The organism is Stenotrophomonas rhizophila, assembly GCF_000661955.1.
Lineage (GTDB): Bacteria > Pseudomonadota > Gammaproteobacteria > Xanthomonadales > Xanthomonadaceae > Stenotrophomonas > Stenotrophomonas rhizophila.
This window is the reverse complement of the sequence record NZ_CP007597.1, coordinates 2,279,100-2,303,721: the sequence shown is the minus strand read 5'-3', so window position 1 is coordinate 2,303,721 and position 24,622 is coordinate 2,279,100. Positions and strand designations below refer to the sequence as shown.

At 66.3% G+C, this 24,622-nt stretch carries 17 protein-coding genes; 7 read left to right on the top strand and 10 right to left on the bottom strand.

What is annotated here, in order from left to right; genetic code table 11:
- Nucleotides 1-59: 59 nt before the first annotated feature.
- The 4 genes from DX03_RS09815 to DX03_RS09800 form a co-directional block, all read right to left on the bottom strand.
- A complete protein-coding gene (locus tag DX03_RS09815; RefSeq protein ID WP_038688320.1) occupies nt 60-266 on the bottom strand; it encodes a DUF6229 family protein in 207 nt (68 codons plus the stop codon).
- A 435-nt stretch (nt 267-701) separates the two neighbouring features.
- Nucleotides 702-2,288: an SDR family NAD(P)-dependent oxidoreductase gene (locus tag DX03_RS09810; RefSeq protein ID WP_038688318.1), complete on the bottom strand. Its 1,587-nt coding sequence runs from the start codon at nt 2,286-2,288 to the stop codon at nt 702-704.
- 411 nt (nt 2,289-2,699) lie between these two features.
- Nucleotides 2,700-4,364: a fatty acid--CoA ligase gene (locus tag DX03_RS09805; RefSeq protein ID WP_038688316.1), complete on the bottom strand. Its 1,665-nt coding sequence runs from the start codon at nt 4,362-4,364 to the stop codon at nt 2,700-2,702.
- Nucleotides 4,365-4,388: 24 nt separating this feature from the next.
- Complete coding sequence (locus DX03_RS09800; RefSeq protein ID WP_081797214.1) at nt 4,389-6,233, bottom strand: 3-hydroxybutyrate oligomer hydrolase family protein; 1,845 nt, start codon at nt 6,231-6,233, stop codon at nt 4,389-4,391.
- A gap of 88 nt (nt 6,234-6,321) precedes the next feature.
- On the opposite strand from DX03_RS09800, the gene DX03_RS09795 reads away from it, so the two are divergent.
- Nucleotides 6,322-6,996 (top strand): response regulator transcription factor, encoded by a 675-nt coding sequence (locus DX03_RS09795; RefSeq protein WP_038688314.1) that lies wholly within the window; start codon nt 6,322-6,324, stop codon nt 6,994-6,996.
- Nucleotides 6,997-7,003: 7 nt separating this feature from the next.
- Here the strand turns inward: DX03_RS09795 and DX03_RS09790 are convergent, their stop codons facing one another.
- From DX03_RS09790 to DX03_RS09775, 4 genes are all read right to left on the bottom strand, one after another.
- Nucleotides 7,004-10,348, bottom strand: coding sequence for a hybrid sensor histidine kinase/response regulator (locus DX03_RS09790; protein ID WP_038688312.1), 3,345 nt, complete (start codon nt 10,346-10,348; stop codon nt 7,004-7,006).
- Nucleotides 10,349-10,412: 64 nt separating this feature from the next.
- Nucleotides 10,413-10,898: a MaoC family dehydratase gene (locus DX03_RS09785; protein ID WP_038688310.1), complete on the bottom strand. Its 486-nt coding sequence runs from the start codon at nt 10,896-10,898 to the stop codon at nt 10,413-10,415.
- Nucleotides 10,895-11,773 carry an alpha/beta fold hydrolase gene (locus DX03_RS09780; protein ID WP_038688308.1) on the bottom strand — a complete coding sequence of 293 codons (879 nt, stop codon included), beginning with the start codon at nt 11,771-11,773 and terminating at the stop codon, nt 10,895-10,897. Before DX03_RS09780 ends, DX03_RS09785 begins: the two co-directional genes overlap by 4 nt.
- Nucleotides 11,774-11,784: 11 nt before the next feature.
- Nucleotides 11,785-13,983 (bottom strand): TonB-dependent receptor, encoded by a 2,199-nt coding sequence (locus DX03_RS09775; RefSeq protein ID WP_244880218.1) that lies wholly within the window; start codon nt 13,981-13,983, stop codon nt 11,785-11,787.
- Nucleotides 13,984-14,140: 157 nt separating this feature from the next.
- Between DX03_RS09775 and DX03_RS09770 the strand changes: the two genes are divergently transcribed.
- The 3 genes from DX03_RS09770 (at nt 14,141) to DX03_RS09760 (ending at nt 18,023) form a co-directional block, all read left to right on the top strand.
- Entirely contained in the window at nt 14,141-15,547 is a 1,407-nt protein-coding gene (locus tag DX03_RS09770) for a GntP family permease (RefSeq protein ID WP_038688306.1), read from the top strand.
- An 87-nt stretch (nt 15,548-15,634) separates the two neighbouring features.
- Nucleotides 15,635-16,639: an extracellular catalytic domain type 1 short-chain-length polyhydroxyalkanoate depolymerase gene (locus DX03_RS09765; protein ID WP_038688305.1), complete on the top strand. Its 1,005-nt coding sequence runs from the start codon at nt 15,635-15,637 to the stop codon at nt 16,637-16,639.
- Nucleotides 16,640-16,898: 259 nt separating this feature from the next.
- On the top strand, nt 16,899-18,023 hold the full coding sequence (locus DX03_RS09760; protein ID WP_244880217.1) for a serine hydrolase domain-containing protein: 1,125 nt from the start codon (nt 16,899-16,901) through the stop codon (nt 18,021-18,023).
- Nucleotides 18,024-18,053: 30 nt separating this feature from the next.
- Here DX03_RS09760 and DX03_RS09755 read toward each other — a convergent pair whose 3' ends face one another.
- Nucleotides 18,054-18,332, bottom strand: a complete 279-nt coding sequence (locus DX03_RS09755; RefSeq protein ID WP_038688301.1) for a hypothetical protein — start codon at nt 18,330-18,332, stop codon at nt 18,054-18,056.
- Between the two features lie 478 nt (nt 18,333-18,810).
- On the opposite strand from DX03_RS09755, the gene DX03_RS09750 reads away from it, so the two are divergent.
- Nucleotides 18,811-19,158 (top strand): RcnB family protein, encoded by a 348-nt coding sequence (locus DX03_RS09750; protein ID WP_038688300.1) that lies wholly within the window; start codon nt 18,811-18,813, stop codon nt 19,156-19,158.
- A 49-nt stretch (nt 19,159-19,207) separates the two neighbouring features.
- Here DX03_RS09750 and DX03_RS09745 read toward each other — a convergent pair whose 3' ends face one another.
- On the bottom strand, nt 19,208-20,356 hold the full coding sequence (locus DX03_RS09745; protein ID WP_081797213.1) for a LacI family DNA-binding transcriptional regulator: 1,149 nt from the start codon (nt 20,354-20,356) through the stop codon (nt 19,208-19,210).
- Between the two features lie 295 nt (nt 20,357-20,651).
- Between DX03_RS09745 and DX03_RS09740 the strand changes: the two genes are divergently transcribed.
- Both DX03_RS09740 and DX03_RS09735 read left to right on the top strand, forming a co-directional pair.
- The gene (locus DX03_RS09740; RefSeq protein ID WP_038688298.1) at nt 20,652-23,783 is read left to right on the top strand and encodes a TonB-dependent receptor; all 3,132 of its coding nucleotides are present in this window, start codon (nt 20,652-20,654) and stop codon (nt 23,781-23,783) included.
- 65 nt (nt 23,784-23,848) lie between these two features.
- Complete coding sequence (locus DX03_RS09735; protein ID WP_038688296.1) at nt 23,849-24,607, top strand: SapC family protein; 759 nt, start codon at nt 23,849-23,851, stop codon at nt 24,605-24,607.
- Nucleotides 24,608-24,622: the final 15 nt, after the last annotated feature.

Here is a 24,622-nt window from a genome sequence, read left to right as displayed (position 1 = left end):
ATGCGGCATTGCTGGAGACGGCGCGCAGCACGTTCGGCTGCGCGCCGGTACAGGCTAGATCAGCAACACATGCAGTGGTTGATCACTGACATGGTGGTGGTGCAGTTGCCGGTGCCGCCGGTCACCATGGTGGGCGCCATTGCGGTCAGCGCGGCATCGGTTGCGTCCTGGCCGTAGATGAAGAGCGAACCCGCCGGATTCTCGCAGCCGTCGACGCTGTCTGCGCCATTGAGCCAACCTGCAACGACGTTGTCATTCAATTCCATTCCGCTTTCTCCTGTTGATCAACAATGAAGCGATCAAGGCGCCAGGACGAAGCTGGCGCCTCTGGGATACGGCCATTCCATGGCAAGGCGAGGACGCCTGGCGATACGGAGTGACGATGGTCAGGCCGCATTTCTAGGGTGCACATAATTGTTTGTCAGGTCAAACTGAGAAATGGTGCTCAGAACCATTCCGTATTTGCGCTCATTACCGTGTAGGAAAACACCTACGACCGTTCAGCGATGCGGTGCTGCAGCATCGAGGTGTTAACGGAGGGGCGAGGCGAATATCACCCTGCGGGATTGAATCGACGGCGGAAGATACACGCCTGGGCGGTCTGGTTGCGGTGACGCAGACTGCTGAAACGAGAAACCCGGAACGGGTGCGCATGCCCCCGCAACCCGGTATGCCGGGCTGCGGGGAGTTTCAACGCGTCATTACCAATCGGTAGGCGCGTAGTCTTTCAGGAACTGGCCCCAGACGTGCTCGCCGGTGTTGATGCCATGGATGATCGGGTCCACGATGCGCGCGGCCCCGTCCACGATGTCCAGCGGCGGATGGAAGCGCTCTTCCTGCACTTTCTTGGCCGCAATGTCGGCCGGATCCTCGTCGGTTACCCAGCCGGTATCCACGCTGTTCATGTGGATGCCGTCGTTCTGGTAATCGGCCGCCGAGGTGCGCGTCATCATGTTCAACGCGGCCTTGGCCATGTTGGTATGCGGATGCCGGGTGGTCTTGAAGTTGCGGTAGAACTGCCCCTCCATCGCCGACACGTTGACGATGTGCTTGTCGCGGCCCGGCGTACGCAGCATCAGCGGCTTCAACCGCGCGTTGATGATGAACGGCGCGATGGCATTCACCAGCTGGGTTTCCAGCAGTTCCACCGAGGGCACTTCGGCCATCAGCATGCGCCAGGAATTGCGCCCGCGCAGGTCCACCTGCTGCAGGTCCTGGTCGAGGCGGCCATCGGGGAACAGGTGCTGCTGGGCCACCAGCTCATCCTCCAGCAGCGGCACCTGCGACAGCTCGGCGGCGCGGGTGAGGCCGTTGGCACCGTTGAAGCCCTGGTCCTGCACCACCGGCAGCGCGGCGGTCGACGTTGCGCCCAGCAGCTCGGCGCTGCGCAGGCCTTCGTAGTCGCCGATCAGCTTGCGCAGCGTCTCCGGAACCTCGTGCAGCGCCGCGGTTTCGCCGGCCATCATGTGCGCATAGAACTGCGGCGGGCGACGGACGGTCTGGCAGGCGTTGTTGATGATGAAGTCCAGGCGCGTGCGCGTGGCCAGCAGTTCGTTGCAGAACGCTTCCACGCTCGGCGTGTGGCGCAGGTCCAGACCATAGACCTGCAGGCGGTGGCCCCACTCGGCGAAGTCCGGCTCTTCGGCGTAACGGGCGGCCGAATCGCGCGGGAAGCGCGTGGTGACAATCAACTCGGCACCGGCACGCAGCAGTTTCAGGCCGGCCTGGTAGCCGATCTTGACCCGGCCACCGGTCAGCAGCGCAACGCGGCCGTGCAGGTCGGCAGTTTCGGTCCGTTTGATGAAGTTGAGCTCGGCGCAGGCCGGGCACATCTGGTCGTAGAAGTGATGCAGCTGGGTGAACTTCTGCTTGCACACATAGCAATGGCGCAGCTCCGGCGAGTGCACCGGGTCCGGCGTCTCGGCGGCGTTCTCGCCGTTGTGGGCGTCATGCAGCCCGGCGGCGTGCGGCGGGAAGTAGTTGGGCGTGCTGAACACCGGCTTGCGGCGCAGGGCGCGGATACCGGTCTGCTCCAGCAGCGCCTCGGCCTTGGCCACTTTTTCCTGGTGGCGCTGCTTGGCCTGCTGCTTGAGCTTCTGCCGGCGCGCCTTGGGTTCGGGGTGGTAGACCCTGGCCACCACCTGGTGCAGGCGCACGCGGTCGGCTTCGGGCAGCGTGTCGAGCACGGTGCGGTCGGCCTCGATCGCCTCCAGCAGGTCCAGCGCGGCGCGCAGGCGGTCGGTCAGGGGCAGGTCGTCGGCGTCGACGGGTGGGGCGATGGTGTTCAAATCGGGTCCGGATAGCGCGGTGGATGGCATGGGGCGGGGAGCAGGGCGGGCGCGCAGGGCGCGCAGCTGGGGCGCTATTGTCCCTGATCCTGGGTCTGGTTGCCCAAACGAGGGGTTCAGAAGGGGCGCTCGGGGGCCGCTGCCGGGGTCGATCGGGCCGGGGCGCCGGGCCTGGGGCGTGCTGGTGCGGCCTCGGCAAGGAACGCCCCGGGGGGGCGCTGTGGAGACCGTGTCGCGTCATGGTGGCTGTGTGAAGACGGCGGCGAGGAGGCTGAGCCTACCGTTTCGGGGCTGCACGCCAAGGTGGCCGGATACAGTGCCCACCGCCTGTCTCCACGGCGCTGAGCAGGCGCATGCGGCGCGTCGTTGCTTCCAGCATGCCGAGCTGACGCCCGCCCTGCATGCGCCGCATCATCCCGCGTCGGCGGCGGCGCCCAGGTCATGCAGGCTGCGCAGTTTCTTCTTGTTGATCTTGCCCACGCTGGTGCGTTCGATCGCATCCACGAAGCTCACGCGGTCCGGGATCGCGAAGCGGGAGATATCGCCTGAGCGGCTGCGCGCGGCGACCAGTTCTATGATCTCGGCTTCGGTGACATCGCTGCCGGCATGCCTGACCACCAAGGGCAGCGGTCGCTCGCCCCATTTCGTGTCGGTGATACCGATGACGGCCACTTCGTTGACCGCCGGATGCAGGGCGATGATGTCCTCCAGGGCGAGCGAGGAGATCCACTCGCCGCCGGTCTTGATCACGTCCTTGATGCGATCGGCGACGCGCAGGTAGCCGGCGGCATCGATGTTGCCGATGTCCCCGGTATGCAGGTAACCGCCGGCCCACAAGGCCGCCGACGCGTCCGGGTTGTGCAGGTAGCCCTGGGTAAGCCAGGGCGCGCGCACCACCACTTCGCCGGTAGCCACGCCATCGTGGGCGACATCGTGCATGTCTTCGTCCACGATGCGCAGGTCGACCAGGGGCACCGGAATGCCGGCCTTGGTGCGCAGCGAGAGCGCCTCGTCCGACCCGCCCAGGGCGGTGGCATCGATCTGGGCGAGGGTAAGCAGGGGGCAGGTCTCGGACATGCCGTAGCCGCCGAAGATGTCGATGCCACGGGCCAGCGCCTGCTGCGCCAGTGCGCGGGGCAGGGCCGCGCCGCCGATGACCACTTTCCAGCCGCTCAGATCGGTGTCGGCCGCGCTGGGGTGGCCCAGCAGCATGTGCAGGATGGTGGGCACGCAGTGCGAGAAGGTCACCTTCTCGCGGGCGATCAACGCCAGCAGCTGCCCCGGCAGGTAGCGACCGGGGTAGACCTGCTTGATGCCCATCAGCGTGGCCACGTACGGCAGGCCCCAGGCGTGGACATGGAACATCGGCGTGATCGGCATGTACACATCGTCGCGGTGCAGGCGGCCCTGGCTGGCCGCACTGCCCAGCGCGGCCATCCCCGCCAGCGAGTGCAGCACCAGCTGCCGATGGCTGAAGTACACCCCTTTGGGCAGGCCGGTGGTGCCGGTGGTGTAGAACATCGTGGCGCGGGTGTTCTCGTCGAAGTCCGGGAAGTGGCTGACCGGCGTGGCGGCACGCAGCCCGGCCTCATACTCGGTCACGAAACCCGCCGGCAGCGGCTGATCGGCCTCGTCCTCCAGCAGAATCCGTGTGCGCACATCCGGCAGCTGGTCGTCGATGCCGTCCAGCACCGGCAGGAACGCGCGGTTGGCCAGGATCACGCGCGCACCGCTGTGGTTGAGGGTGTAGGCAATCTGCTCGGGCGCCAGGCGGATGTTCACCATCATCAGCACCGCACCGAGCATCGGCACGGCGAAATAGCTCTCCAGATAGCGGTTGCTGTCCCAGTCCATCACCGCCACGGTATCGCCGTGTTTGACCCCAAGGGACGTCAACAGTCCGGCCAGCTGGCCGATGCGCGCCTGCAGTGTGCGGTAGTCGAAGCGCACGTTGTCGCCGTAGACGATCTCCTGCTCGGGACGCACCGCCAGCGGCGTGAGCAGCAGCTGCTTGATCAGCAGCGGGTAGGCATGGGCGTCGGGGGCGGGCGTGTCTGCGGCGGTGGCAAATGACATGGGGAGTTCCTGGTGGGGCGCGTGTCAGCGGCCGGGCGCGGCGGGAATGGACAGCTGCTCACGCCGCAACGGCGCTTCCGCGCGGGGCGTGGGCTGGATGCGGGCGTCCTGCGGCAGGGCGCGGGCAGAGTCCTCAAGGTGATCCCACACCTGGTCCATCGCCGCGAACATATAGGGCAGCAGTGGCACATAGCGCTTGCGGTAGTCGGGGAAGGCCAGCACCGCGTCGAAGTGCTGTGCGTTGTCCACGCGCCAGTACGCAATCTGCGCCCCCGCCTTGCGTGCGAGGGGCACGTAGCGATCGCTGGTCATGCTGATCGGCACCAGCCCGTCGTCCATGCCGTGAATGACCACGATCGGCAGACCGCGACGCGGCGCCTTGGCGGTAGCCTCGGCGATACCGGCGCGTACCCGTCGGGCATTGGCGCTGTCGCCTCGGCCAAGCGCGCGCAGGCAGTTCAGGCCCTGCAGCGGGTCCTCTGGCGAGCGTGCCGCATTGCCATCCACCAGCACCACGCCGCTGCCCGGCGGGATGCCGCTGCCCTCACTCCACCAGCTGGCACGCAGCGCCGCTGCGGCCGGGCCGGGTGTGCCGTCAGCGGCCGCGGCCGAGAAGCGGTATGCACAGGGATGCTCGTCCGCCCCGTAGCGCCCATAGGCCGACGCATAGGTCACCGCGATGGCACGCCACAGATCGAACCCGGTCGAGAACGCCCCCGCACGAAGCGCACCGTCGCTCAGGCCGGCGTCGGCCAGCTGCTGCCGCGCGGAGCGTGCCTGTGTTGCGGTGTCATCGCCTTGCACCTGCCCGGCGGTTTTCAGCAGGGCGCACCGCTGGCTCCCGGCCGCCGCGGCCTGTGCCTGCAGCGGCGGTTGTGGCAGATCCTCCAGCGCCAGCAGCGCGCAGGGCATCAGCAACGCGGCCTGGGTGACGAAGTCGTACAGCGGCGGTGCGCCGGCCACTGAGACATTGGGTTCGCCGGCCACCATCGCATCGAACCAGTCGCCGTCGATCTCCGCGGCACGCAGCACTGCGCCTCCGCCGTTGGAGACACCCACACCCAGCGTGCGCGTAGTGGACGGTGTGAATGGGGCGGATTCGGGGTAGGCGCGATCCAGTGCCTGCAGGCCGAACTGCAGCGCCTGCAGCAGATGTTGGCCCCAGTCTGCTTCCGGGTTGTCGCCCGAATGGGCGTGCTTGAAGGCGATGCCGTGCGCGGCGGTTGGCGTGACGGGCGCGAATGCCAGCGCGCCCTGCGAGGCGGGCGTGCCGTCAGCCTGGAAGCCAACCTTGGCGTCCAGGTCGTAGTAGTCGCTGCCGGTCCCCTTGTCGGTGTACGCCACGGCACAGCCGTGGGTCAGCCCCCAGCTGCCGGCCACCGAGATGGCACCATAGATGCCGCGCGAGCCGGACGAGGCGGCGACCACCAGGCAGCGTCGCGCGGCATCGAAGGTGTCGGGCACCTGCACCAGTACGCGGTGCGGGTGGCGCGCGCCGGGGACGCGTGCATAGGCGGAGAATTCGCGGCCGGGTACCGCCTGCAGGCGGCCGTAGACATCGCCGAAACCGCCACCGGGGGTCAGGTCGGCGATGCCGCGCCAGCTGCTCCAGATCGCGCGGCGCCGGGCCTCGTCTGCTGTTGGTTGGGCCGGGTTGGCGAACGCTGGCGCGGTGGTCGCGCGCAGGGCGTCCAGTCCCAGCCCGGCGGTCAGCAGTTCATCGTGGCCGCGGTGCGGGGTTTCCCGCCACTGCTCGAACACGGGGGCTGCGGCGGTGGAGCGGGGCGCGGCGGCATCGGCGATGGAGATGCCGCCCGGCAACAGGGCCAGCGCGGCGCACAGCGGAGCAAGGGAGCGATGAATGTTCATTGCGCCACCCTAGCAAGCCCGGCAGCCCGCGCCAGCGTACCTAGGTACCCGTGCCGAGCAGTGGGCGATTTGCTAACCTCGGCTGGACATGCCGACCCTGCTCATCGCCGACGATCACCCCTTGTTCCGCGCGGCGCTGCATCGCGCGGCCGAAGAGGCCGTCGCCGATCTGCAGATCAGCGAGGCCGATTCGCTGCACAGCGTGCTCGAGGCGATCGAGAGCCAGCAGATCGACCTGATGCTGCTGGACCTGCACATGCCCGGCAATCACGGGCTTGCCGGGCTGGCGACCATCCGCGCGTTGCAGCCCGGGCTGGCGATCATCATCGTGTCGGCCAACGAAGAGCCGCACGTGATCCGCCGTGCCATCGACCTGGGTGCTGCCGGCTATCTCCCCAAGAGTTCGGGGCTGACCGACCTGCAGTCGGCGCTGCTGAGCGTGCTGGAGGGCGAGCGCTGGATTCCGGCGCTGCTGCGCGAGCCGGTGGCGCGGGTGGCGCCTTTCAGCAAGGACGCCGACCTTGCCGCACGCCTGTCCAGTTTGTCGGCGCACCAGTACCGCGTACTGAGCCTGGTGGCCGAAGGGCTGCTCAACAAGCAGATCGCCGACCGCCTGGGCGTACAACTGCGCACGGTCAAAGCGCACATGACCCGCATCATGGGCCGGCTGGGCGTACGCAATCGCGCGCAGGCCATCCGCGTGCTGCACGAGATGGGGTTGACCGATCCCGCGCGGCAGATCGAAGAGGCGCAGGACGCCTGATCCTGCGTCAGGCGGTGGCCGGGCGCGGGGTGGCCAGCAGGTGATTGATCGCCCAGCGCAGCGCCAACGGCTTGAACGGCTTGTTCAACAGGGATAGCCCCACCTCGCGCACCGCTTCGCGGGTGTCGCTGCCGGTATCGGCACTGAGAATCACCGTTGGCCGCGCCCCATGCACGGCGGCGAGGCGCGTCCACAGCGAAACCCCGGTATCGCCTTCGTCAAGGTGGTAGTCGAAGAGCCACAGCGCGGCCTCGTGCGCGGCTGCACCCACGTCACGGGCATCCCGCACCGCGACGACCTCGCAGCCCCACGCAAGCAGCATCTGCCGCATGGCCTCCAGTGCGTCCGGATCGTTGTCGACCACCAGCACACGGATGCCCTTTATGGTGCTGTTGCCGGCCGTGGCTTCAATCCGCGGCGCCGCGGGCGCAGTGGCTTGTGCCACGGAGATGGAGAAGGCCGAGCCGCGATCGAGCACGCTGTGCAGTTCCAGCGGTGCGTGCAGCAGGTCGGCAATGCGGTGGGCGATGGTCAGGCCAAGGCCCAGGCCCTGGCCATTGCTGCGGTCGCCGCGATGGAACTCCTCGAACACCACCGCCTGCTGTTCCGCGGCGATGCCGGGACCACTGTCATGCACCCCGATCGACAGCGTATTGCCCCGGCGACGCACGCCCAGCAGCACGCCGCCGTTACGCGTATAGCGGATGGCATTGGCCAGGAAGTTCTGCAGCACGCGGCGCAGCAGCAGCGGGTCGCTGTGCACCCAGGCGCGGGTGCGGACATGGCGGAACTGCAGGCCGCGCGCCGCGGCCAGCACGGCGAACTCCTGCGCCAGCGGGTCCAGCACGGTGGACAGCGCGAACGGGCGCGGATCGGCCACCAGTCCACCGGCCTCCAGCCGCGAAATATCGAGCAGGCCCGACAGCAGGTCGTCGGTGGATTCCAAGGCGCCGCGGATCTGGCGCAGGAAGCTGTCCAGGAACTCGGACTCAATGTGCTGCGACATGGCGTCGGTGAGCAGCTGCGCCGCGTGCAGGGGCTGGATCAGGTCGTGGCCGACGGCGGTGAGGAAGCGGGTCTTGGCCACGTTGGCCCGCTCGGCCTCGTGCACGGCCTGCTCCAGCCTTGCGGTGCGGTCCTGCACGCGGCGTTCCAGGGTTTCGTTACTGCGCTTGAGTGCATCCTCGGCGCGGCGGAAGGCGGTGACGTCGGTGAAGGTGGCCACGTAGCCGCCCCCCGGCATCGGGTTGCCGCGGATTTCCACGATGGTGTTGTCCGGGAATATCCGCTCGGACAGGTGCGGGGTAGCGCGGCGCATGTGGGCAACACGGCGCTGCAACGCCTTGTCGCGCGTGTCGCCGGGGCTGTCGCCGGGGCTGTCGCCGATTTTCAGCTGTCCCAACGCCCACGCCGTGAGGTTGACCACCGGCTGCCCCACCTGCAGCAGTTCCGGGGGGAACTTGAACAGCGCGGCATAGCGGCTGTTCCAGGCCACCAGCTGCAGCTGGGCATCGACCACGCTGATGCCCTGGCTCATGTTCTCCAAGGCCGCTTCCAGCAGGCGCTGGTTGAAGCGCAGTACTTGGGTGGCCTCACCGACGGCGCGGGTGACCGCGTCCAGCGGCGCGGCGCCGCCATCGCGTGCGGCCTCCACCAGCAGCCGCGCCATGCCGGCGCCCACCACGGCGGTGAGCTCGCGCTCGATGGCGGTGACCCGGTCGTCATCCAGCATCTGCCCGGCGTGGCCGTCCATCAGCTGCCGTGCCCGTTCCGGGCCGAGGAAGCGACCGGCGGTCTTGCGCATCGACGCGGCGGCCACCGCGTCCCGCTGCCGTGGCAGCGAGGGGCGCACGGCGCGCGACACCAGCACAACCGTGGCCAGGTTGACCGCCAGGCTGGCACCCATGCTGATCGCGATATGCCCCGGCTGCATGCGCAGCGAGAACATCGCCAGCCAGTGCAGTCCCTCGGGGCTGGCAGACGGCGGCGCAGCCGGGATCACCATCGGCAGCAACACCAGCCACAGCCAGACCAGTGAGCCCAGCACGATGCCGGCAATGATGGCCGGGGAGGGCGTGCGCGGGCGATACACCGCCAACAGGACGGCCGGTGCCAGTTGCGAGAGCGCGGTGAACGACATCAGGCCGAAATCGCTGAGCGCTTCGGTGCCGCTCATCGCGCGGCTGTACAGCCATGACATCAGGAACACCGCAACGATACCGGCGCGCCGGAACGCCAGCACACGCGGACGCAGGTCGGCGCCGGTGTTGAAGGCCGTGACGCCGCTCAGCAGGCGCGACCCCACGCCGTGGTTGCCGAGCATGATCGACAGGGTCAGCCCGGACAGGATCATCATGCCGGTGGCCGCGCTCAGGCTGCCCAGGTACGCCAGCAGCGCCAGTACGTGGTGGCCGCGTGCCTGCGGCAGGGCCAGCACGTACAGGTCGGGCGACATCGACGCCGGCAGCTGCGCGGCACCGGACAGCGCCATCGGCACCGACGGCAGGCCGATCAGCAGCAGATACAGCGGGAACAGCCAGCGCGCCGTTTTCAGGTCGGAGGGTTGGCGCAGTTCGACCACGCCCACATGAAACTGATGGGGCAGGGTGAACGCGGCCATCGCGCCGAGCGCGACCATGGTCAGGAAATCCGGGATGACGGCCGGCGGCGGCAGATGTGCCATCTTCTCCAGCAGGGGCGTGCCGGCCTGGTGCACCGACAGCCCGGCATACAGGCCGATGGCCAGCAGCGCCGTCAGCTTCAACAGCGATTCCAGGCCCAGCGCGACCACGATGCCGCGGTTGTGCTCGGTGGCCGATGCCTTGCGTGCACCAAACAGCAGGGTAAACGCAGCCATGGTCAGCGCGAACCAGAACGAGATGTCCAGCTGCCACCCAACCGGCGCGAACTGATCGCCCAGCAACGCGCCGAGGCCCTGGCTGACCGCTTTGAGCTGCAGCGCGATGTAGGGAATGATGCCGAACAAGGCGACCAGGGTGATGGTGACGCCCAGGCCTTGATCGGTACGCAGCCGCGCGACCACCAGGTCGGCGATGGTGGCGCTGTTGTGCTGTTTGGCCAGGCGCCCGAGGCGCGCCAGGAACGGCAGGCCGAAGGCGAAAATCAGCGCCATGCCGATCAGTGTCGGTGGGATCGGGAAGCCCCATTGCACGCCCTGCGAGGCGGCGCCGTAGTACGTCCATGCGGTGCAGTGCACGCCGAGCGACAGCGCGTAGATGGCCGGCCAGAGCCTGGACAGGCGGTGCCCCTGACGCTCCCCCCACAGGGCAACGCCAAACAGCAGCACGGTCCATGCGATGCAGGCGAACAGGACGATGGTGGGCGTCAACATCGCTCCAGTGTAGAGAGAACCGCCGCCGCCGGGCAGTAGGCCGGCACGGTGCGGTAGGGCAGTGCTAGGCGGTGAGCACGATCAGCGACAGCTGCTCGGCCACCAGCGCCACTTCGCCACCGGGGACAACCTCCACGGCCTTGTGCTGGGTCAGCAGCCATTGCCCCGGGTTGCGTGCTTCCAGTGCCAGCAGGCGCGAGCGCACCCGGACCTCGGAGCCGCTTGGCACCGGCGCCAGAAAGCGGACCTTGTTCAAACCGTAGTTGAGTACGTGGGCGATGCCGGGGAAGCCGGTCAGCGCCGCCACATCGTCTTCGACGGTGAGGGAGAGCAGGAGAAATCCATGGGCGATGGTCTGCCCGCCGGGCAACCCCGCCTGTGCGCGGGTCGGGTCGACGTGAATCCAGTTGTGGTCACCGGTGGCGTCGGCGAACGCGTCGATCCGTGATTGCGTGAGGCGCGTGCTGCCACCCAAACGCTCGGTTGCGGCCCATTTCCCCAGCGGCTGCAGCGTGGCCGGCAGTTCATCAATCCAGGATGCGGCGTTCATCGCACGCGTTCCAGCAAGGCCAGGATCGCCTCACGCGCTTCGGGCTCGGACAAGGTCGGCGCATGCCCCACCTCCGGCACCTCGACCAGACAGGCGGTGGGGGAGGTCGCGGCCATCCTGCGTGCGACATCGGCCGGCAGGATGTCCGACAACGCCCCGCGCACCACCAGCACCGGCACGCGCGCCGTCAGCCCACGCACCGCGCGCCACAGCACCGGGCGCAGCAGCCACAGCACCCACGGCCGCGTGGTGCGGATCACCGCCGGGTCGTAGTCCAGTTCCAGCAGCCCATCGTCGCGCTGGCGGAAGGTGTTGGCGGCCATCACCCGCCAGTCCTCGGCAGTGAAGCGCGGGAACGAGGCCTTGCCGATGGATTCCACATAGGCCGTGGCCTGCGCCAGGTCCATGGGGGGTACGGGCTTGCCGGCGTATTTGCCGATCCGCGCCAGGGCTTCGCGCGGCACCTTGGGGCCGGCATCGTTGAGCACCGCGGCGGCAATGCGCTCGGGCGCGCGGGAGGCGAGGGTAATGGTCACCAGCACGCCCAGCGACGTGCCGATGAACACCGCCTTGTCGATGTTCTGCGACTGCAGCAGCGCCACCATGTCGTCGGCATACGCGCGCGGGTTGTAGCCGGCCGGGTCCGGCGCCCGCGCCGAGCGTGCCCGCCCGCGCAGGTCAACGGCAAGTACGCGCCAGCCGGCGGCGGTCAGCGTGTGTGCAAGGGCATCGAAGTCGGCCGCATTGCGGGTCAACCCCGGAATGCAGACCACCGTGCCGCGAGGCGGTTGCCCCGCGGCCGGTGCATGGTCGCGCGCATGCAGGCGCAACCCGTCGTTGCCGTTCCAGTACAGATCATCGTAAGACGGCGTCATGCACAAGCTTCCTAGAAATCGTAACGAACGCTGAGGCTATATTGGCGCGGCGGGCCATAGAAGCCTATCAGCGTGCCGACCGCCGGAATGTTGTAACCGGTGGTGCGGTATTCCTTGTCGGCCAGGTTGGTGCCCTGCAGCGAGAAGGTCCAGGCATCGTCCAGCTTCCAGATCACACCGGCATTGACCAGCCCGTAGCCGTCCTGGCGGATCACCGGGCTCAGGTCGGTGGTCGGCCACACTTCGCTCTGGTAGCTGTAGCTCACCCGTGCCGAGAGGTTGCCGCCGCTGGCCAGATCGGTGCGGTACTCCACGTTCAACGCGCCGGAGAAATCCGGTGCGTTGGTGAACTTCATCTGGTCGGCCACGTTGACGCCACGGTCCATGTATTCATCGTACTTGGCGTCCAGCCAGGCCAGGTTGCCGGAGATCAACCAGTGCTGGCTGGGCAGGTACTGGTACTCGATTTCCAGCCCGTTGATGGTGCCGGCGCCGGCATTGGTGAAGTCGCCGAAGAAGGCATCATTGGTGCCGTCGCCATTGGTATCAATGCCGGTGAACACCGACAGCTGGATATCCTTGTACTTGTTGTGGAAGGCCGACAGGTTCAGGAATACGCGCTGGTCGAGGAAAGCCATCTTGCTGCCGATCTCAATGCTGTCGACGGTCTCGTCGTCGAACGGCTCGGCCGAGCGCGGCACGGCCACGGCGTTGGCGCGGATGTTGTAGCCGCCCGACTTGAAGCCGCGCGTCGCCAATCCGTAGACCATGATGTCCGGGGTGATCTGGTAGTCCAGCGACACCTTCGGCGAGACGTTCGTGAAGTTGGTCTTCTTGTCGAAATCCGCCGCCACCGCAATCGGCCTGCTGAAGGTCGCATCGGCGTAGAAGCGGTTCAACACGATCGCGCGCTTGTCCTCGTCGGTGTAGCGGGCGCCGACGTCCAGCTTCAGCTTGCTGGTCAGGTCGAAGGTCCAATCGGCATACAGCGCGATGCTGTCGGTCAGCACCTTGCCGCGGGTATCGCCGAACTGAAGGTTGAAGAAGTTGTTGCGGATCTGGCCACCGGCTTCACCGCTGAACTGGTACAAGCCCACCACGCCGCGCACCTTGCCACCGGCATCATAGTTGAGCTGGACCTCGTTGCTGACCTGGTTGTCGGTGTAGGCCCCGCCCACATCGGCCAGCTTGACCGGCGTGCTGTCGAAGTCGATGTTGGCATCGCTGTCCGACTCGCGCTTGGCCACCACGTACTTCAGTGCGAGGTCGTCGTTGGGCCGCCAGTTCACCGTTGCCGACGCGCCCTTGGTCTCGACGCTGTTGAGGTTGCGCATGCCCGACCGGATGTCGTAGCGGTCATCCATCGGCGGGTAGGCCGGGGTGAACGGGTTGGGTGCCAGCATCTTCGACCCGCGCATGCCGGATTGGTCGTCGATCCAGTCCAGGGCGAACTGCACGTCGAAATCGTCGCCCGCGTAGGCACCCACGTTGAGGCGGGCGGCGTTGATCTGCTTGTCACTGACCGGCTGGCCATTGAACGTGTTCTCGCCGAAGCCGTCGCGGTTCATGCTGGCCACCGCCACGCGCGCCCGCAGGCCGCTGTCGGCGCCGCCCACCGGACCGCCGATGGCGGCCTTGGCGTCCAGCTGGCCGTAGTTGCCCACGGTGATCTGGGCGAAGCCTTCGTTCTGGGTGGGCAGGCCGCGCGAGATGTACTTGATCGCCCCGCCGATGGTGTTCTTGCCATACAGCGTGCCCTGCGGACCGCGCAGCACCTCGATGCGCGATACGTCGAACACGTCCAGCAGCGCACCCTGTGGGCGCGCGATGTACACGTCGTCGAGGTAGATGCCCACGCCCGGGTCCGCGCCCCAGGTGGGATCGGACTGGCCAATGCCGCGGATGTAGGCGGTGACCGTACTGCTGGCGCCGCGCGCGGCGTAGATGGTCAGGTTGGGCACCTGGCCATCCAGGTCGCTGATGTCCTGGACATTCATCTTGTCCAGCGCCTCGGAGGTAAAGGCGGTGACGGCCACCGGCACCTCCTGCAGGGTTTCCTCACGCTTGCGCGCGGTTACCGTGATGCTGTCCAGATTGGTGGCCGAAGCGGTCTTGCCTGCCGCCGGTGCGGCGCGTGGCGCCTCCTGTGCCAGTACCGGCCCGGAGGCCAACAGCGCGCCGATCATCAGGCTCAAGCAATTCCGTTTCATGCGGTCCTCCCCCAAGGCATCTACGTGGCGGATGGCCCATTGCCACCCATGGAGCCTAGGCTAGCGGCGCCGCGGTGCACCGGCGAGTGGACCTAGGTCCAGTCGGCAGCGACCGCCAGATCCGGATACTGGGCGCGTCCTCACCTGGAAGCGCCGTATGTCGTTACTGATCGTACTTGCAGCGCTGGGGTTCCTGATCCTGGTGGCCTACCGCGGTTACAGCGTGATCCTGTTCGCGCCCATCGCCGCCCTTGGCGCCGTGCTGTTGACCGACCCCTCGCTGGTGGCCCCGATGTTCACCGGCTTGTTCATGGACAAGATGGTGGGCTTCCTGAAGCTCTACTTCCCGGTGTTCCTGCTGGGCGCCGTGTTCGGCAAGCTGATCGAACTGTCCGGCTTTTCCCGCTCCATCGTAGGCGCCGCGATCCGGCTGTTCGGCCCACAGCGGGCGATGCTGTCGATCGTGCTGGTGTCGGGCCTGCTGACCTATGGTGGCGTGTCGCTGTTCGTGGTGGTGTTTGCGGTCTATCCGTTCGCGGCCGAAATGTTCCGCCAGAGCAACATTCCCAAGCGCTTGATCCCGGCGACGCTGGGGGTGGGCGGTTTCAGCTTCACCATGGATGCGTTGCCCGGCACGCCGCAGATCCAGAACATCATCCCGACCACGTTCTTCGGTACCGATACCTGGGCGGCGCCCGTGCTGGGCACGCTGGGCAGCATCTTCGTGCTTGCAGTGGGGATGGCGTACCTGGAGTGGCGCCGGCGCGTCGCGCAGCGCAACGGCGAGGGCTACGGCGACCCGGCCACCCTGGTGAACGAGCCGACGCCCTTCACCGGCACGCATCTGGCGCACGCGGGCATTGCCGTGCTGCCGCTGGTACTGGTGTTCGTCTCCAACAAGCTGTTTACCCTGGGCATGCCGCACTGGTACGGCGGCGGCGAGCACAGCTTCATGCCTTCGATCATGGGCAACGCCGCGCCGGTCGTGCAGGACGTGGCGAAGATCGGGGCAATCTGGGCGGTGGTGGGGGCGCTGCTGGTGGGCATCCTGTCGGTGCTGGCGCTGGCCTGGCGCCCGGTGGTCGCCCAGTTTGCCGAAGGCACCCGGGCGGCCATCAGCGGTGCGGTGCTGGCGGCCATGAACACCGCATCGGAGTACGGCTTCGGTGCAGTGATCGCTGCATTGCCGGGTTTCATGGTGGTGGCCAACGCGCTGGGCTCCATCAAGGATCCGTTGCTGCATGAGGCGGTCACGGTAACCGGCCTGGCCGGCGTCACCGGTTCGGCATCCGGTGGCATGAGCATCGCCCTGGCCGCGATGTCGGAGACCTTCATCGCCAACGCGCAGGCGGCCGGCATCCCGATGGAGGTACTGCATCGGGTCGCCTCGATGGCGTCCGGTGGCATGGACAGCCTGCCGCACAACGGGGCGGTCATCACCCTGCTGATGGTGACCGGGCTGACCCATCGCCAGGCCTACAAGGACATTTTCGCGGTGACCGTCATCAAGACCCTCGCGGTGTTCGTGGTGATCGGCATCTATTACGCCACCGGCTGGGTTTGACAGCGGCGTCGCAGCACCCTCTGGAAGGCTGGTCCACGAGGATTCCCGGAACCACTTCATCCACGACTCACGCATGAGGATCTGGCAATGAACTCTGGAATCAATTCGATCAAGGCGGCCGCGCTGGTGCTGTGCACCTGGCTGGCAACGGCGGCAAGCGCCTTCGCGGCAGGGCCCGCCGGGCATTGGGATGTGGGCCTGTTCGGCAACATCTTCGGCGCCCGCGAGTACCAGGTGTGGGTGCCCGCGGGCTACGACGCCACGCAGCCGCTGCCCGTGCTGCTGGTGCTGCACGGCTGCGTGACCGGGCCGAACCTGATGGGCGAGGCCTCCGGCTTCAACGACGTGGCCGATACGGAAGGCTTCCTGGTGGTCTATCCCCGGCAGAACGTCACCGCCAACCCCGCACGCTGCTGGAACTGGCAGCTGCCGATCAACCAGGCGCGCGGCAGCGGCGAGGCGTCGATCCTGGCCGGGATCGTGGACCAGGTGAAGGGCAGCTACAGCGTCGATCCGCGCCGGGTCTACGTCACCGGCATTTCGGCCGGTGGTGCGATGACCTCGATCATGCTGGCCTGCTATTCGGATGTATTCGCCGCCGGTGCGATCCATTCTGGCGGCATGTACAAGGGGGCCACCACCGTGTCCGGCAGCGCCTACGCGCTCTTGGCGGGCAGCATCTATTCGCCGGACAGCAACGGTCGGCTGGCCTGGCAGTGCTCGGGCTCGCCGACACCGCGACCGATCCCGGTGCTGGTGTTCCATGGCACCGCCGACAGCACGGTGAACCCGGTGAACGGCCAGCAGGCCGTGCGCCAGTTCCTGCAGACCAATGACCTGGCCGACGATGGCCTGGACAACGACTCGGTGAAGTACGTGCCGACCAGTACCTACAACGGGCAGGTGCCGGGTGGGCGCGCATATCGGGTTGACACCTACACCTACGGCGGCAGGACGCTGGCCCAGCATTACGTGGTGCAGGGGATGGGGCATGCGTGGAGTGGCAGCCAGACGGGATTGCCGTTTACCGATCCCGACGGGCCCGATGCCACGTTGATTACGTGGGTGTTCCTGAAGGATCAGCTGCGCTGAACCGAAGGAATGAAAGGTCGGGGACACGGTAGAGCGGACCGTTGGTCCGCTGCGGCCAGGGCTGGACGATCCATCGTAGAGCGGACCGTTGGTCCGCTACCGCCCGCGGCATGGCCGGTAGCCGCCCAACCTCCAGCGACAGGCGTGCGCGCCGTTCATCCGCTATCTTAAGGTCCCTTTCCGCCTACCCACCAAGCGCCGACGCATGCGAGCTACTTCGATGGTTGTTCGACACAGGCACTGGTTGAGTTGCCTCGTAGTGGTCGCTGCGCTTCTGGCCGCCGGATGCGCCGGCGAAAAAGCCCCGGCGACGGATCTGGCCACGGACATCGATGAGGTCGCCGCAACCCTCATCGAGCAACCCTTGCTGCACTCGACCTCGATCGGCGTGGTGTACCGGGGCCAGGCGTTCATCCGGCACCGCGGCGACATGGAAGCGGGGAAGCCAGGCCCTCCGACCGACGCGACCCTCTACGAAATCGGCTCGTTGAGCAAGACCCTGGCCGGCACCCTGATGGCCAACGCCGTCCTGGAGCACAAGGTGGGTCTGGACGACGACATCCGGATGTACCTGCAGGGGGACTACCCGAACCTGCAGTACAAGGGCGAGCCCCTGCGCGTTCGCAACCTGCTCTCACATACCAGTGGTCTGCCGAACATGTTGCCGGCGCGTGCGAACACGGTGCTGGCCGACTTCACCGATCACCGTACGCCCGGCCAACTCAATGCCGTGTACGCGCGCTACGGCCAGGCGGATTTCTTCAGGGATCTGCACACGGTCGAGATTGCCGGCATGCCCGGAGAGGAATACGCCTATTCAAGTGCGGGAACGGAGCTGGTGGCGCACATCCTGGAAGTGGTCTACAAGCGCGACTACGAAACGCTGTTGCGCGACTTCCTGGGGGACTCTGCAGGCATGACCGGCGTCAGGCTCCGGCTGAGCGATGCCGAGGCGCCCCGTCTTGCGGTTGGGTACCACAGTGACAACCCGATACCGACCACGCCGATGCCGCAGTTGCCCTGGGGCGCTTCCGGAAACGTGAAGGCGACCGTTCCCGAGATGGTGAAGTACCTCAAGTTCCAGCTGGCCGCTGGGCCGGTCGTGGCGGAATCGCATCGCGCCCTGGTGAGATTCGATCCCGAATTCAGCGTCGGCTACTTCTGGAACATCGTCAGCAGCGACGCCTTGAAGGGCGTCTACTTTGCGCATCATGGGGGCGTGCCACGGTCGCAGTGCTACATCTACATCGTGCCCAAGTACGACCTCGGCATATTCGTGATCACCAACCAGAGCGGCGACGATACGGCGCATGCCATGGAGGCGGCGATCGACACGCTGGTCGAGAGAATCGCCGCGCGCGAGAAGGCTGCGGGTTCGGCCTGAAGCACCGGGCTGAGCCCTGACCGGCTGACCTCAGCCCGGCAGCTCGCACTTCATTTTGCCGTCCACGTAGTAAGGCTTGGGCACATTCGGGTTGTCGCTGGTCTTTTCGAAGACCACTTCGAACGAATCGGCGTCGGGCGAGCCCTTGCGTTCGGTGCAGGCCTCTTGCAGCTTCTTCTTCACCGCCGTGATACCGGCATCGCGGTTGGCGCCGTCTGCGCTGTTGGTCAGGTTGACTGTTTCAGCGGATGCCACGGCACTGAAACCCATCAGGCAGCCGGCAATCATCAGCGTGTGCAGTTTGGTCATGGCGCTTTACCTTATGGACGCGAAGGGGGTTCCAGCATAGGGCGATGCGGTGAAGGTGCCGTGGTCGGAAGGCTGGCAGACCAGAAGGGCGGCCGCCGCGCACCTCCGCAGATGCGCGCTACTTCCGGCAGTGGGTTATCGATCTACAATGAACAGCGCCAGACTCCAGCGCTCACAGAAAAGTAGCCCCCACGCATGGCCCCCTCGATGAAAAAACTGGCGTTTGTCGCATTCGCTGTCTCCATCTGCATCCCCCTCGCCGGATGCATTGCCCCCTTCCGAGTGAAGGCGCGCGCCTACGCAACGGCCGACACGGCCTCGCCAGCGAAGCCGGATTCTCCGTCGCCGTCAGCACCCCCGAAGTGATGGGTGGCGGGGCGCCCAACTGGCACCGGCCGGGCGCATCGATTCGTTCACAGACCCTGCTCTATATTCCGGACATGACGCCGCGCACTGCGGCTGGACCAGGAGGTTCTCCATGAAAGCCGGTCGTTTGTTTGGCGTCGCCCTGGGCGTGGTAGTGGCGATGGTTGCGGCCCCGGTCTGGGCCGATCCTCCGCATCATGCACGGGGCAACGGCCCGCCGCCCCATGCAGGCGGCCCCCACAATCGTGACGCACCACCGCCGGGTTGGCAGAAGAAGGCTTGGCATCGTGGTGACCGCTTGCCTTGGGCGGAGGTTGATCGCCGCTACTGGGTGGACGACTACGCGCAGTACCGTCTGCGGGATCCCGGTCGCGGGCAGCGGTGGGTTCGGCAGTCGGATACGGACTACCTGCTGGTAGAGATCGCGACAGGCGTGATCATCGACGCCCTGCGCCGCTAGCGGTCCTTGCACAGAATCGCAGGGATTCGGGCTGTAGGTTCAAGCGGCGTCAGCCACCTTGCTCATCGATGTCCCAGAAGCGGCTTGCCGCTTCTGGCGATGGCAGCCGTCCTGAGGCCAGCCCAGGCCTCGATACCGAATCGCGCATGATCAGCTGGTGCGCAAGCACATGGTTGACCGTGACGCGTCCCGAGGACGGCGTGCGGCGAATCTCCCGCAACAGGATGTCGACCGCACTGTCTGCCATCTCTGCCACCGGCTGATGGACGGTGGTCAGTTCCGGCCACACCATGATCGAGGCGGAGGTGTCATCGAAGCCCACCACCGACAGATCATCCGGCACCTCCAGGCCGCGCCGATGCGCGACGGAAACAACGGCCGATGCCATGTCATCGTTGCTGGCGAAGATTGCGCTGGGAGGCGGCTGCAGGGTCAGCAGCCGTTCGGCCGCGTCCAGTCCGGAGCGGTAGGTGAAGTAGCCGGGTTGGACCAGCGCGGGGTCATAGCCGATGCCCGCGTCAGCCAGCGCATCCCGGTAGCCCTGCGAGCGGTGCGCACTCGCGGTCTGGTTCGGATCGCCCTTGATGTACCCGATGCGGGTATGACCGTGGGCGATCAGATGCGACACCATGTCGTGGCTTGCCTGGCGATCATCGATGCGCACGCAGGAAATCCTGTCGTTGAGATGGCTGGACGCAATGGAGACCACCGGGATGCCGGCGCCGACAAACTGGTCGACGATCGCTTTCGATTCACACAGGGGCGGCGGAAGAATCACGCCCGCTACGCTGCTGGACAGCTGCCGTGCTGCTTCGCAGCGTGCCTCGGTATCCAGTTCATCCCAAGTGGCGATGACCAACTGCGCCGCCGCCCGGGTGGACCCGCGCAGCGCACCGACCAGCAGCTCGCGCAGGTAGCTGGAGCTGGGATTGGTGTAGATCAGCGCGATGCAGGTGTGCTGTGCCGCCGCCAGCGCGCTTGCCGCAAGGTTGGGCCGGTAGTCCAGTTCGCGCACGCTGCGCATGACCCGTTCCCGGTTGGCGTCGCGCACGCTGGCATGGCCGTGGATGACGCGCGACACGGTCATGGCCGACACCCCGGCATGCGCCGCAACGTCGTCGATGGTGATGCCGCTCGCTTTCCGACGGGCCGCTTTGGGGCTGTTCTTCAAGGGCTCGGCTCCTTTGCTGCGCTGCATGATGACAAGCGTTATCCCGGGTGATTAGTCTGCGCCCGTGACGTGATGGTAGCGCTACCACTGTGCCGGGGTAAGGCCAGCGGGTACCCCCCCTTTACCACGCGGCTGTTCTGGCAAGTCTGAAAGCGAGTTGAGTCGCAGCGAGCGCACAGCGCGCTGCGATGTTCGGTGTGGAAGACGGGCATCGCCCGTACGTGCCCCCTGGAGGGGCGGTACATCCATTCGATCGTATGTCAGAGGGGAGAGTCATGAGCGCGTTTTCGATCCGTCGTACCGCAGGCCGGAGGGCTCGTTCATGAGCCGTACGCTGGCGAAGTTCACATCCAGGGCCATGTTCACCTTCGTAGGTGGCGTCCTGGTCATCAATCCCGCATTCGCACAGGACGCGTCGACGCCTGCGCCGGTTACCCAGCCACAGGCCCAGCCCAGCCCGACACAGCTGGACACCGTACAGGTCACCGGCATCCGCAACAGCCTCAGCCAGGCGATGGATATCAAGCGTGACTCGGCCGGTGTGGTGGATGCGATCAGTGCCGAGGACATCGGCAAGTTCCCCGACACCAACCTGGCCGAGTCCCTGCAGCGCATCACCGGCATCTCCATCGAACGCCGTGATGGTGAGGGCGCGCAGGTAACAGCGCGTGGCTTTGGTCCCCAGTTCAACATGGTGACCCTCAACGGCCGCCAGATGCCGGGCGCCGATGCGTTCGGCGCGTCGGGCCAGGTGGCCATCGGCGGCGTGGACGGCGGTACCCGCGCCTTCAACTTCGCCCAGCTGGCCGCTGAAGCCATCAATGGCATCGAGGTCTACAAGACCAGCCAGGCCAACGTGCCCAGCGGGGGTATTGGCGCCACCATCAACATCCTGACCGCGCGGCCGTTCGACCATGAGGGCACCGTCGCCAGTGTCGGCGCCAAAGCCGTCTACGACGAGAGCCAACCGTTCGCTGACGATCTGACACCGGAACTGTCCGGCATTTTCAGCTACAGCAATCCGGACAAGACCTTCGGCGTCGGACTGAGTGCCAGCTACCAGAAGCGCAAGGGTGGTTCGGTGCAGGCCACCAACAACTACTGGAACATCCAGCCGTGGACCGGCACGATGCCGGGCAACCCGACCGTGGTCAATGCACCGGCGGTGGGCGCGCTGTACGGTCGCCCGAACGACCTCCGCTATGCGTTCTCCGAGTTCGAGCGTGAGCGCATCAATGGCCAGGCGGTGCTGCAGTTCGCGCCGACCGACGCGGTGACCTTGACCCTGGACTACACCTATTCGACCAACGAGATCACCGAGAATCGTGGCGAGCAGGGCATGTGGCTGCAGAACAGCAACTACACCGATGTAACCTTCGACACCAGCGGTGCGGTCGCTACGCCGATCTATATCCGCGAAATCGCGGGAACCAAGGATTTCGGGCTTGAACAGCAGCGCAGCATGCAGAAGTACAAGCTGGGATCGCTCGGCTTCAATGCACTGTGGAACGTCACCGACCGGTTCAAGCTGACCTTCGACGCGCACAATTCGAAGAACGAAAGTCGGCCGAACGATCCGCTCACCGGGGGCGGCTCCATCTTCAGCAGCATCGCCGGCACCAACAACTGCACCACCGGGCCGCATTGCGGTGGGTCATGGGTGCAGGAAATGAACTTCAACAACGGCCTGCCGGTGGGCACCCAGGTCTGGTACCCGAGCACGGCAGACGCCATCGCCAAGACCAACGGCGTGGTCAACCCGGGCTTCGTGCCGGGCGAGATTGGTTCGCAGGTGCTGCGCATCAATTCGCAGAGCCAGATCAGCGAGATCAAGCAGGGCCGCGTCGACGGTGAATGGAGCTTCGACAAGGGGCGCTTCCAGTTTGGCGTGGACTCGAGCAAGCAGACCACCCACCGCATCCAGGCCGCGGAGAATTACAACACCCTGGGCGACTGGGGCGTGGCCAACGTTGACGGGGATGTTGCCAACGGGCTGATGGACCTGCTGCAGCCGGTCAACATCGTCGGGTTGTTCAACGACTACAACGCCAACAGCTTCACGGCCTGGCGCGGCGATGCTGGCCGCCTGGCGCAGTGGGCGGCGGACAACTATGGCGCCAATCTGGGCGTTAGCCCGCAGCGCGCCGCCGACAACCTGGTGGAGGAGAAGACCAAATCGGCCTATTTCCAGGTCGAGCTGGACGGCGAACTGGGCGGCCGACGCACCAATACCCGTCTGGGCGTGCGCTATGAAACCACCGATGTGGTCTCCACCTCGGTCATCGCCATCCCGGAAGCCATCGAATGGCAGTCCAACAATGACTTCCGCGTGATCCTGTCCGACGAACAGCAGCCCTTCACCGAGAAAAACACCTACAGCTACATTCTGCCCAACCTCGACTTCAGCATCGACCTCATGGACGACCTGAAGGGGCGTGTCTCGTTCGGAAAGAGCATCGCGCGTGCGCCGATCGGCAACCTCTACGCAGGCCCGACCGCACAGCAACCGTTTGGCTCGGTGCTGATCGATCCGTCCTCGCGGGCCAGTGGCACCGCCCAGAACCCGCAGCTGAAGCCGCTGGAGTCGGACAACCTCGACCTGGCACTGGAGTGGTACTTCGCGGACGCCAGTTACGTGTCGGTGACGTACTGGAACAAGTCGGTCGACAATTTCATCGGCAACACCATCGTGCAGGAGAACCTGTACGGCCTGCGGGATCCCACCGCTGGTCCGGATGCGCAGGCCGCCCTGGCATTCCTCAACAGCGGCGCCTGCATCACCCAGGTGGGCGCAGCCAATGCGGCGGCGTGCTCGGCCAATGACACCGCGCTGTTCACCGCGCTGGCCCTGCTGCGCAACAACCCGGCCGGGTTGGGCGCCTACACCGGTACCGACGCGCAGGTGCTGGCCACCGAAGCGGCCTACGATCTGTATGGCACGGGCGCTGACCCGTTGTACCAGTTCAACGTCAACCGCCCCATCAACCAGAACAAGGCCAAGCTGCACGGCTGGGAGCTGGGCGGGCAGTACTTCTTCGGCGACACCGGCTTTGGCGTCCTGGCCAACTACACCATCGTGGACGGGGATGTCGGCTACAACAATGCGGGTGACCCGGGCATCGACCAGTTCTCGCTCACGGGCCTGAGCGACACGGCCAATGCGATGCTAATGTACGAAAAGTACGGTTGGTCGGTTCGCTTGGCATGGAACTGGCGCGACCAGTACCTGATTCTGGCCAACCAGGGGGCCAGCCGGAATCCGTACTACGTGGAAGCGTACGAACAGTGGGATCTCAGCGTGAACTACACCCTGGATGATCACTGGTCGTTCGGCCTGGAAGCGATCAATCTGACCGGTGAAGACGTCCGCTGGCGTTCCCGCACCTCGGAGATGATCGTGAAGCTCGCAGATCAGAGTCCGCGTTACATGCTCGGCGTTCGTTACAGGTTCTGAACGGTGGGTGCCGCTGCACGCGCAGCGGCACCTGTTCACGGCTCCTGAGGGGATTGGACAGCACCATGCCGCGTTACGAAATGCTCAACAACATCGCCCATCGCGACCTGCGGGTGGCGACCGGCTTCGGGCCCGAATTTGGCGACGCGGTGGGCATGGTCCCGGCCTACCCGAGTGAGTTTGCCGAGCTGCAGCGCGAGTACCCCATCTTCCTTCGCAAGGACGCCGCAACAGGCCAGTGGCAGTCGGTGGTTCTGCTGGGGTTTGAGCAGCACGAGAATCTGTATCTGCAGGACGGTCGCTGGAATGCGTCCTATCTGCCCGGGGCGGCGGCCAAGGGGCCGTTCCTCATCGGATTCCAGGAGCACCAGGTCGACGGTGCGTTCACCCAGGACGCGGTGCTGCACGTGGACCTGGATCATCCGCGCGTCAATGCGATGCAGGGCGAGCCGGTGTTCCTGCCGCAGGGCGGCAATACCCCCTACCTGGACCATATCGCAGGCGTGCTGCGTGGCATACATGATGGTCATGCTTTTGGCGCGGAGATGTATGCCATGTTCGATGCGAAAGGCCTGATTCAGCCCCTTGCCCTGGACGTGCAGATCGATCCGCAGCATCGGATCGGCGTCAATGGCCTGCACGCGATCGACCGTGACCGCCTGGCCCTGCTGGACGGTCCTGCGCTGGCTGAACTCAATCGCGCCGGGTATCTGGAGGGCGCGTATCTGATGCTGGCGTCCCTGCACAACATGCGCCGCCTGATCGCTGAGAAGCAGCGACGCCTGCGCACGCACGATGCCGCCGTTGCGGCCGGGGGACACTGACCCGTGCCGGACGGC

What these genes read in the sequence shown, in the direction of transcription:
- DX03_RS09750 (WP_038688300.1), top strand. Translation starts at nt 18,811, where the DNA reads ATGAAAGCCGGTCGTTTGTTTGGCGTCGCCCTGGGCGTGGTAGTGGCG.
- DX03_RS09745 (WP_081797213.1), bottom strand. Translation starts at nt 20,356, where the DNA reads ATGCAGCGCAGCAAAGGAGCCGAGCCCTTGAAGAACAGCCCCAAAGCG.
- DX03_RS09805 (WP_038688316.1), bottom strand. Translation starts at nt 4,364, where the DNA reads ATGTCATTTGCCACCGCCGCAGACACGCCCGCCCCCGACGCCCATGCC.
- DX03_RS09755 (WP_038688301.1), bottom strand. Translation starts at nt 18,332, where the DNA reads ATGACCAAACTGCACACGCTGATGATTGCCGGCTGCCTGATGGGTTTC.
- DX03_RS09775 (WP_244880218.1), bottom strand. Translation starts at nt 13,983, where the DNA reads ATGAAACGGAATTGCTTGAGCCTGATGATCGGCGCGCTGTTGGCCTCC.
- DX03_RS09770 (WP_038688306.1), top strand. Translation starts at nt 14,141, where the DNA reads ATGTCGTTACTGATCGTACTTGCAGCGCTGGGGTTCCTGATCCTGGTG.
- DX03_RS09780 (WP_038688308.1), bottom strand. Translation starts at nt 11,773, where the DNA reads ATGACGCCGTCTTACGATGATCTGTACTGGAACGGCAACGACGGGTTG.
- DX03_RS09795 (WP_038688314.1), top strand. Translation starts at nt 6,322, where the DNA reads ATGCCGACCCTGCTCATCGCCGACGATCACCCCTTGTTCCGCGCGGCG.
- DX03_RS09785 (WP_038688310.1), bottom strand. Translation starts at nt 10,898, where the DNA reads ATGAACGCCGCATCCTGGATTGATGAACTGCCGGCCACGCTGCAGCCG.
- DX03_RS09740 (WP_038688298.1), top strand. Translation starts at nt 20,652, where the DNA reads ATGAGCCGTACGCTGGCGAAGTTCACATCCAGGGCCATGTTCACCTTC.
- DX03_RS09790 (WP_038688312.1), bottom strand. Translation starts at nt 10,348, where the DNA reads ATGTTGACGCCCACCATCGTCCTGTTCGCCTGCATCGCATGGACCGTG.
- DX03_RS09735 (WP_038688296.1), top strand. Translation starts at nt 23,849, where the DNA reads ATGCCGCGTTACGAAATGCTCAACAACATCGCCCATCGCGACCTGCGG.
- DX03_RS09765 (WP_038688305.1), top strand. Translation starts at nt 15,635, where the DNA reads ATGAACTCTGGAATCAATTCGATCAAGGCGGCCGCGCTGGTGCTGTGC.
- DX03_RS09800 (WP_081797214.1), bottom strand. Translation starts at nt 6,233, where the DNA reads ATGAACATTCATCGCTCCCTTGCTCCGCTGTGCGCCGCGCTGGCCCTG.
- DX03_RS09815 (WP_038688320.1), bottom strand. Translation starts at nt 266, where the DNA reads ATGGAATTGAATGACAACGTCGTTGCAGGTTGGCTCAATGGCGCAGAC.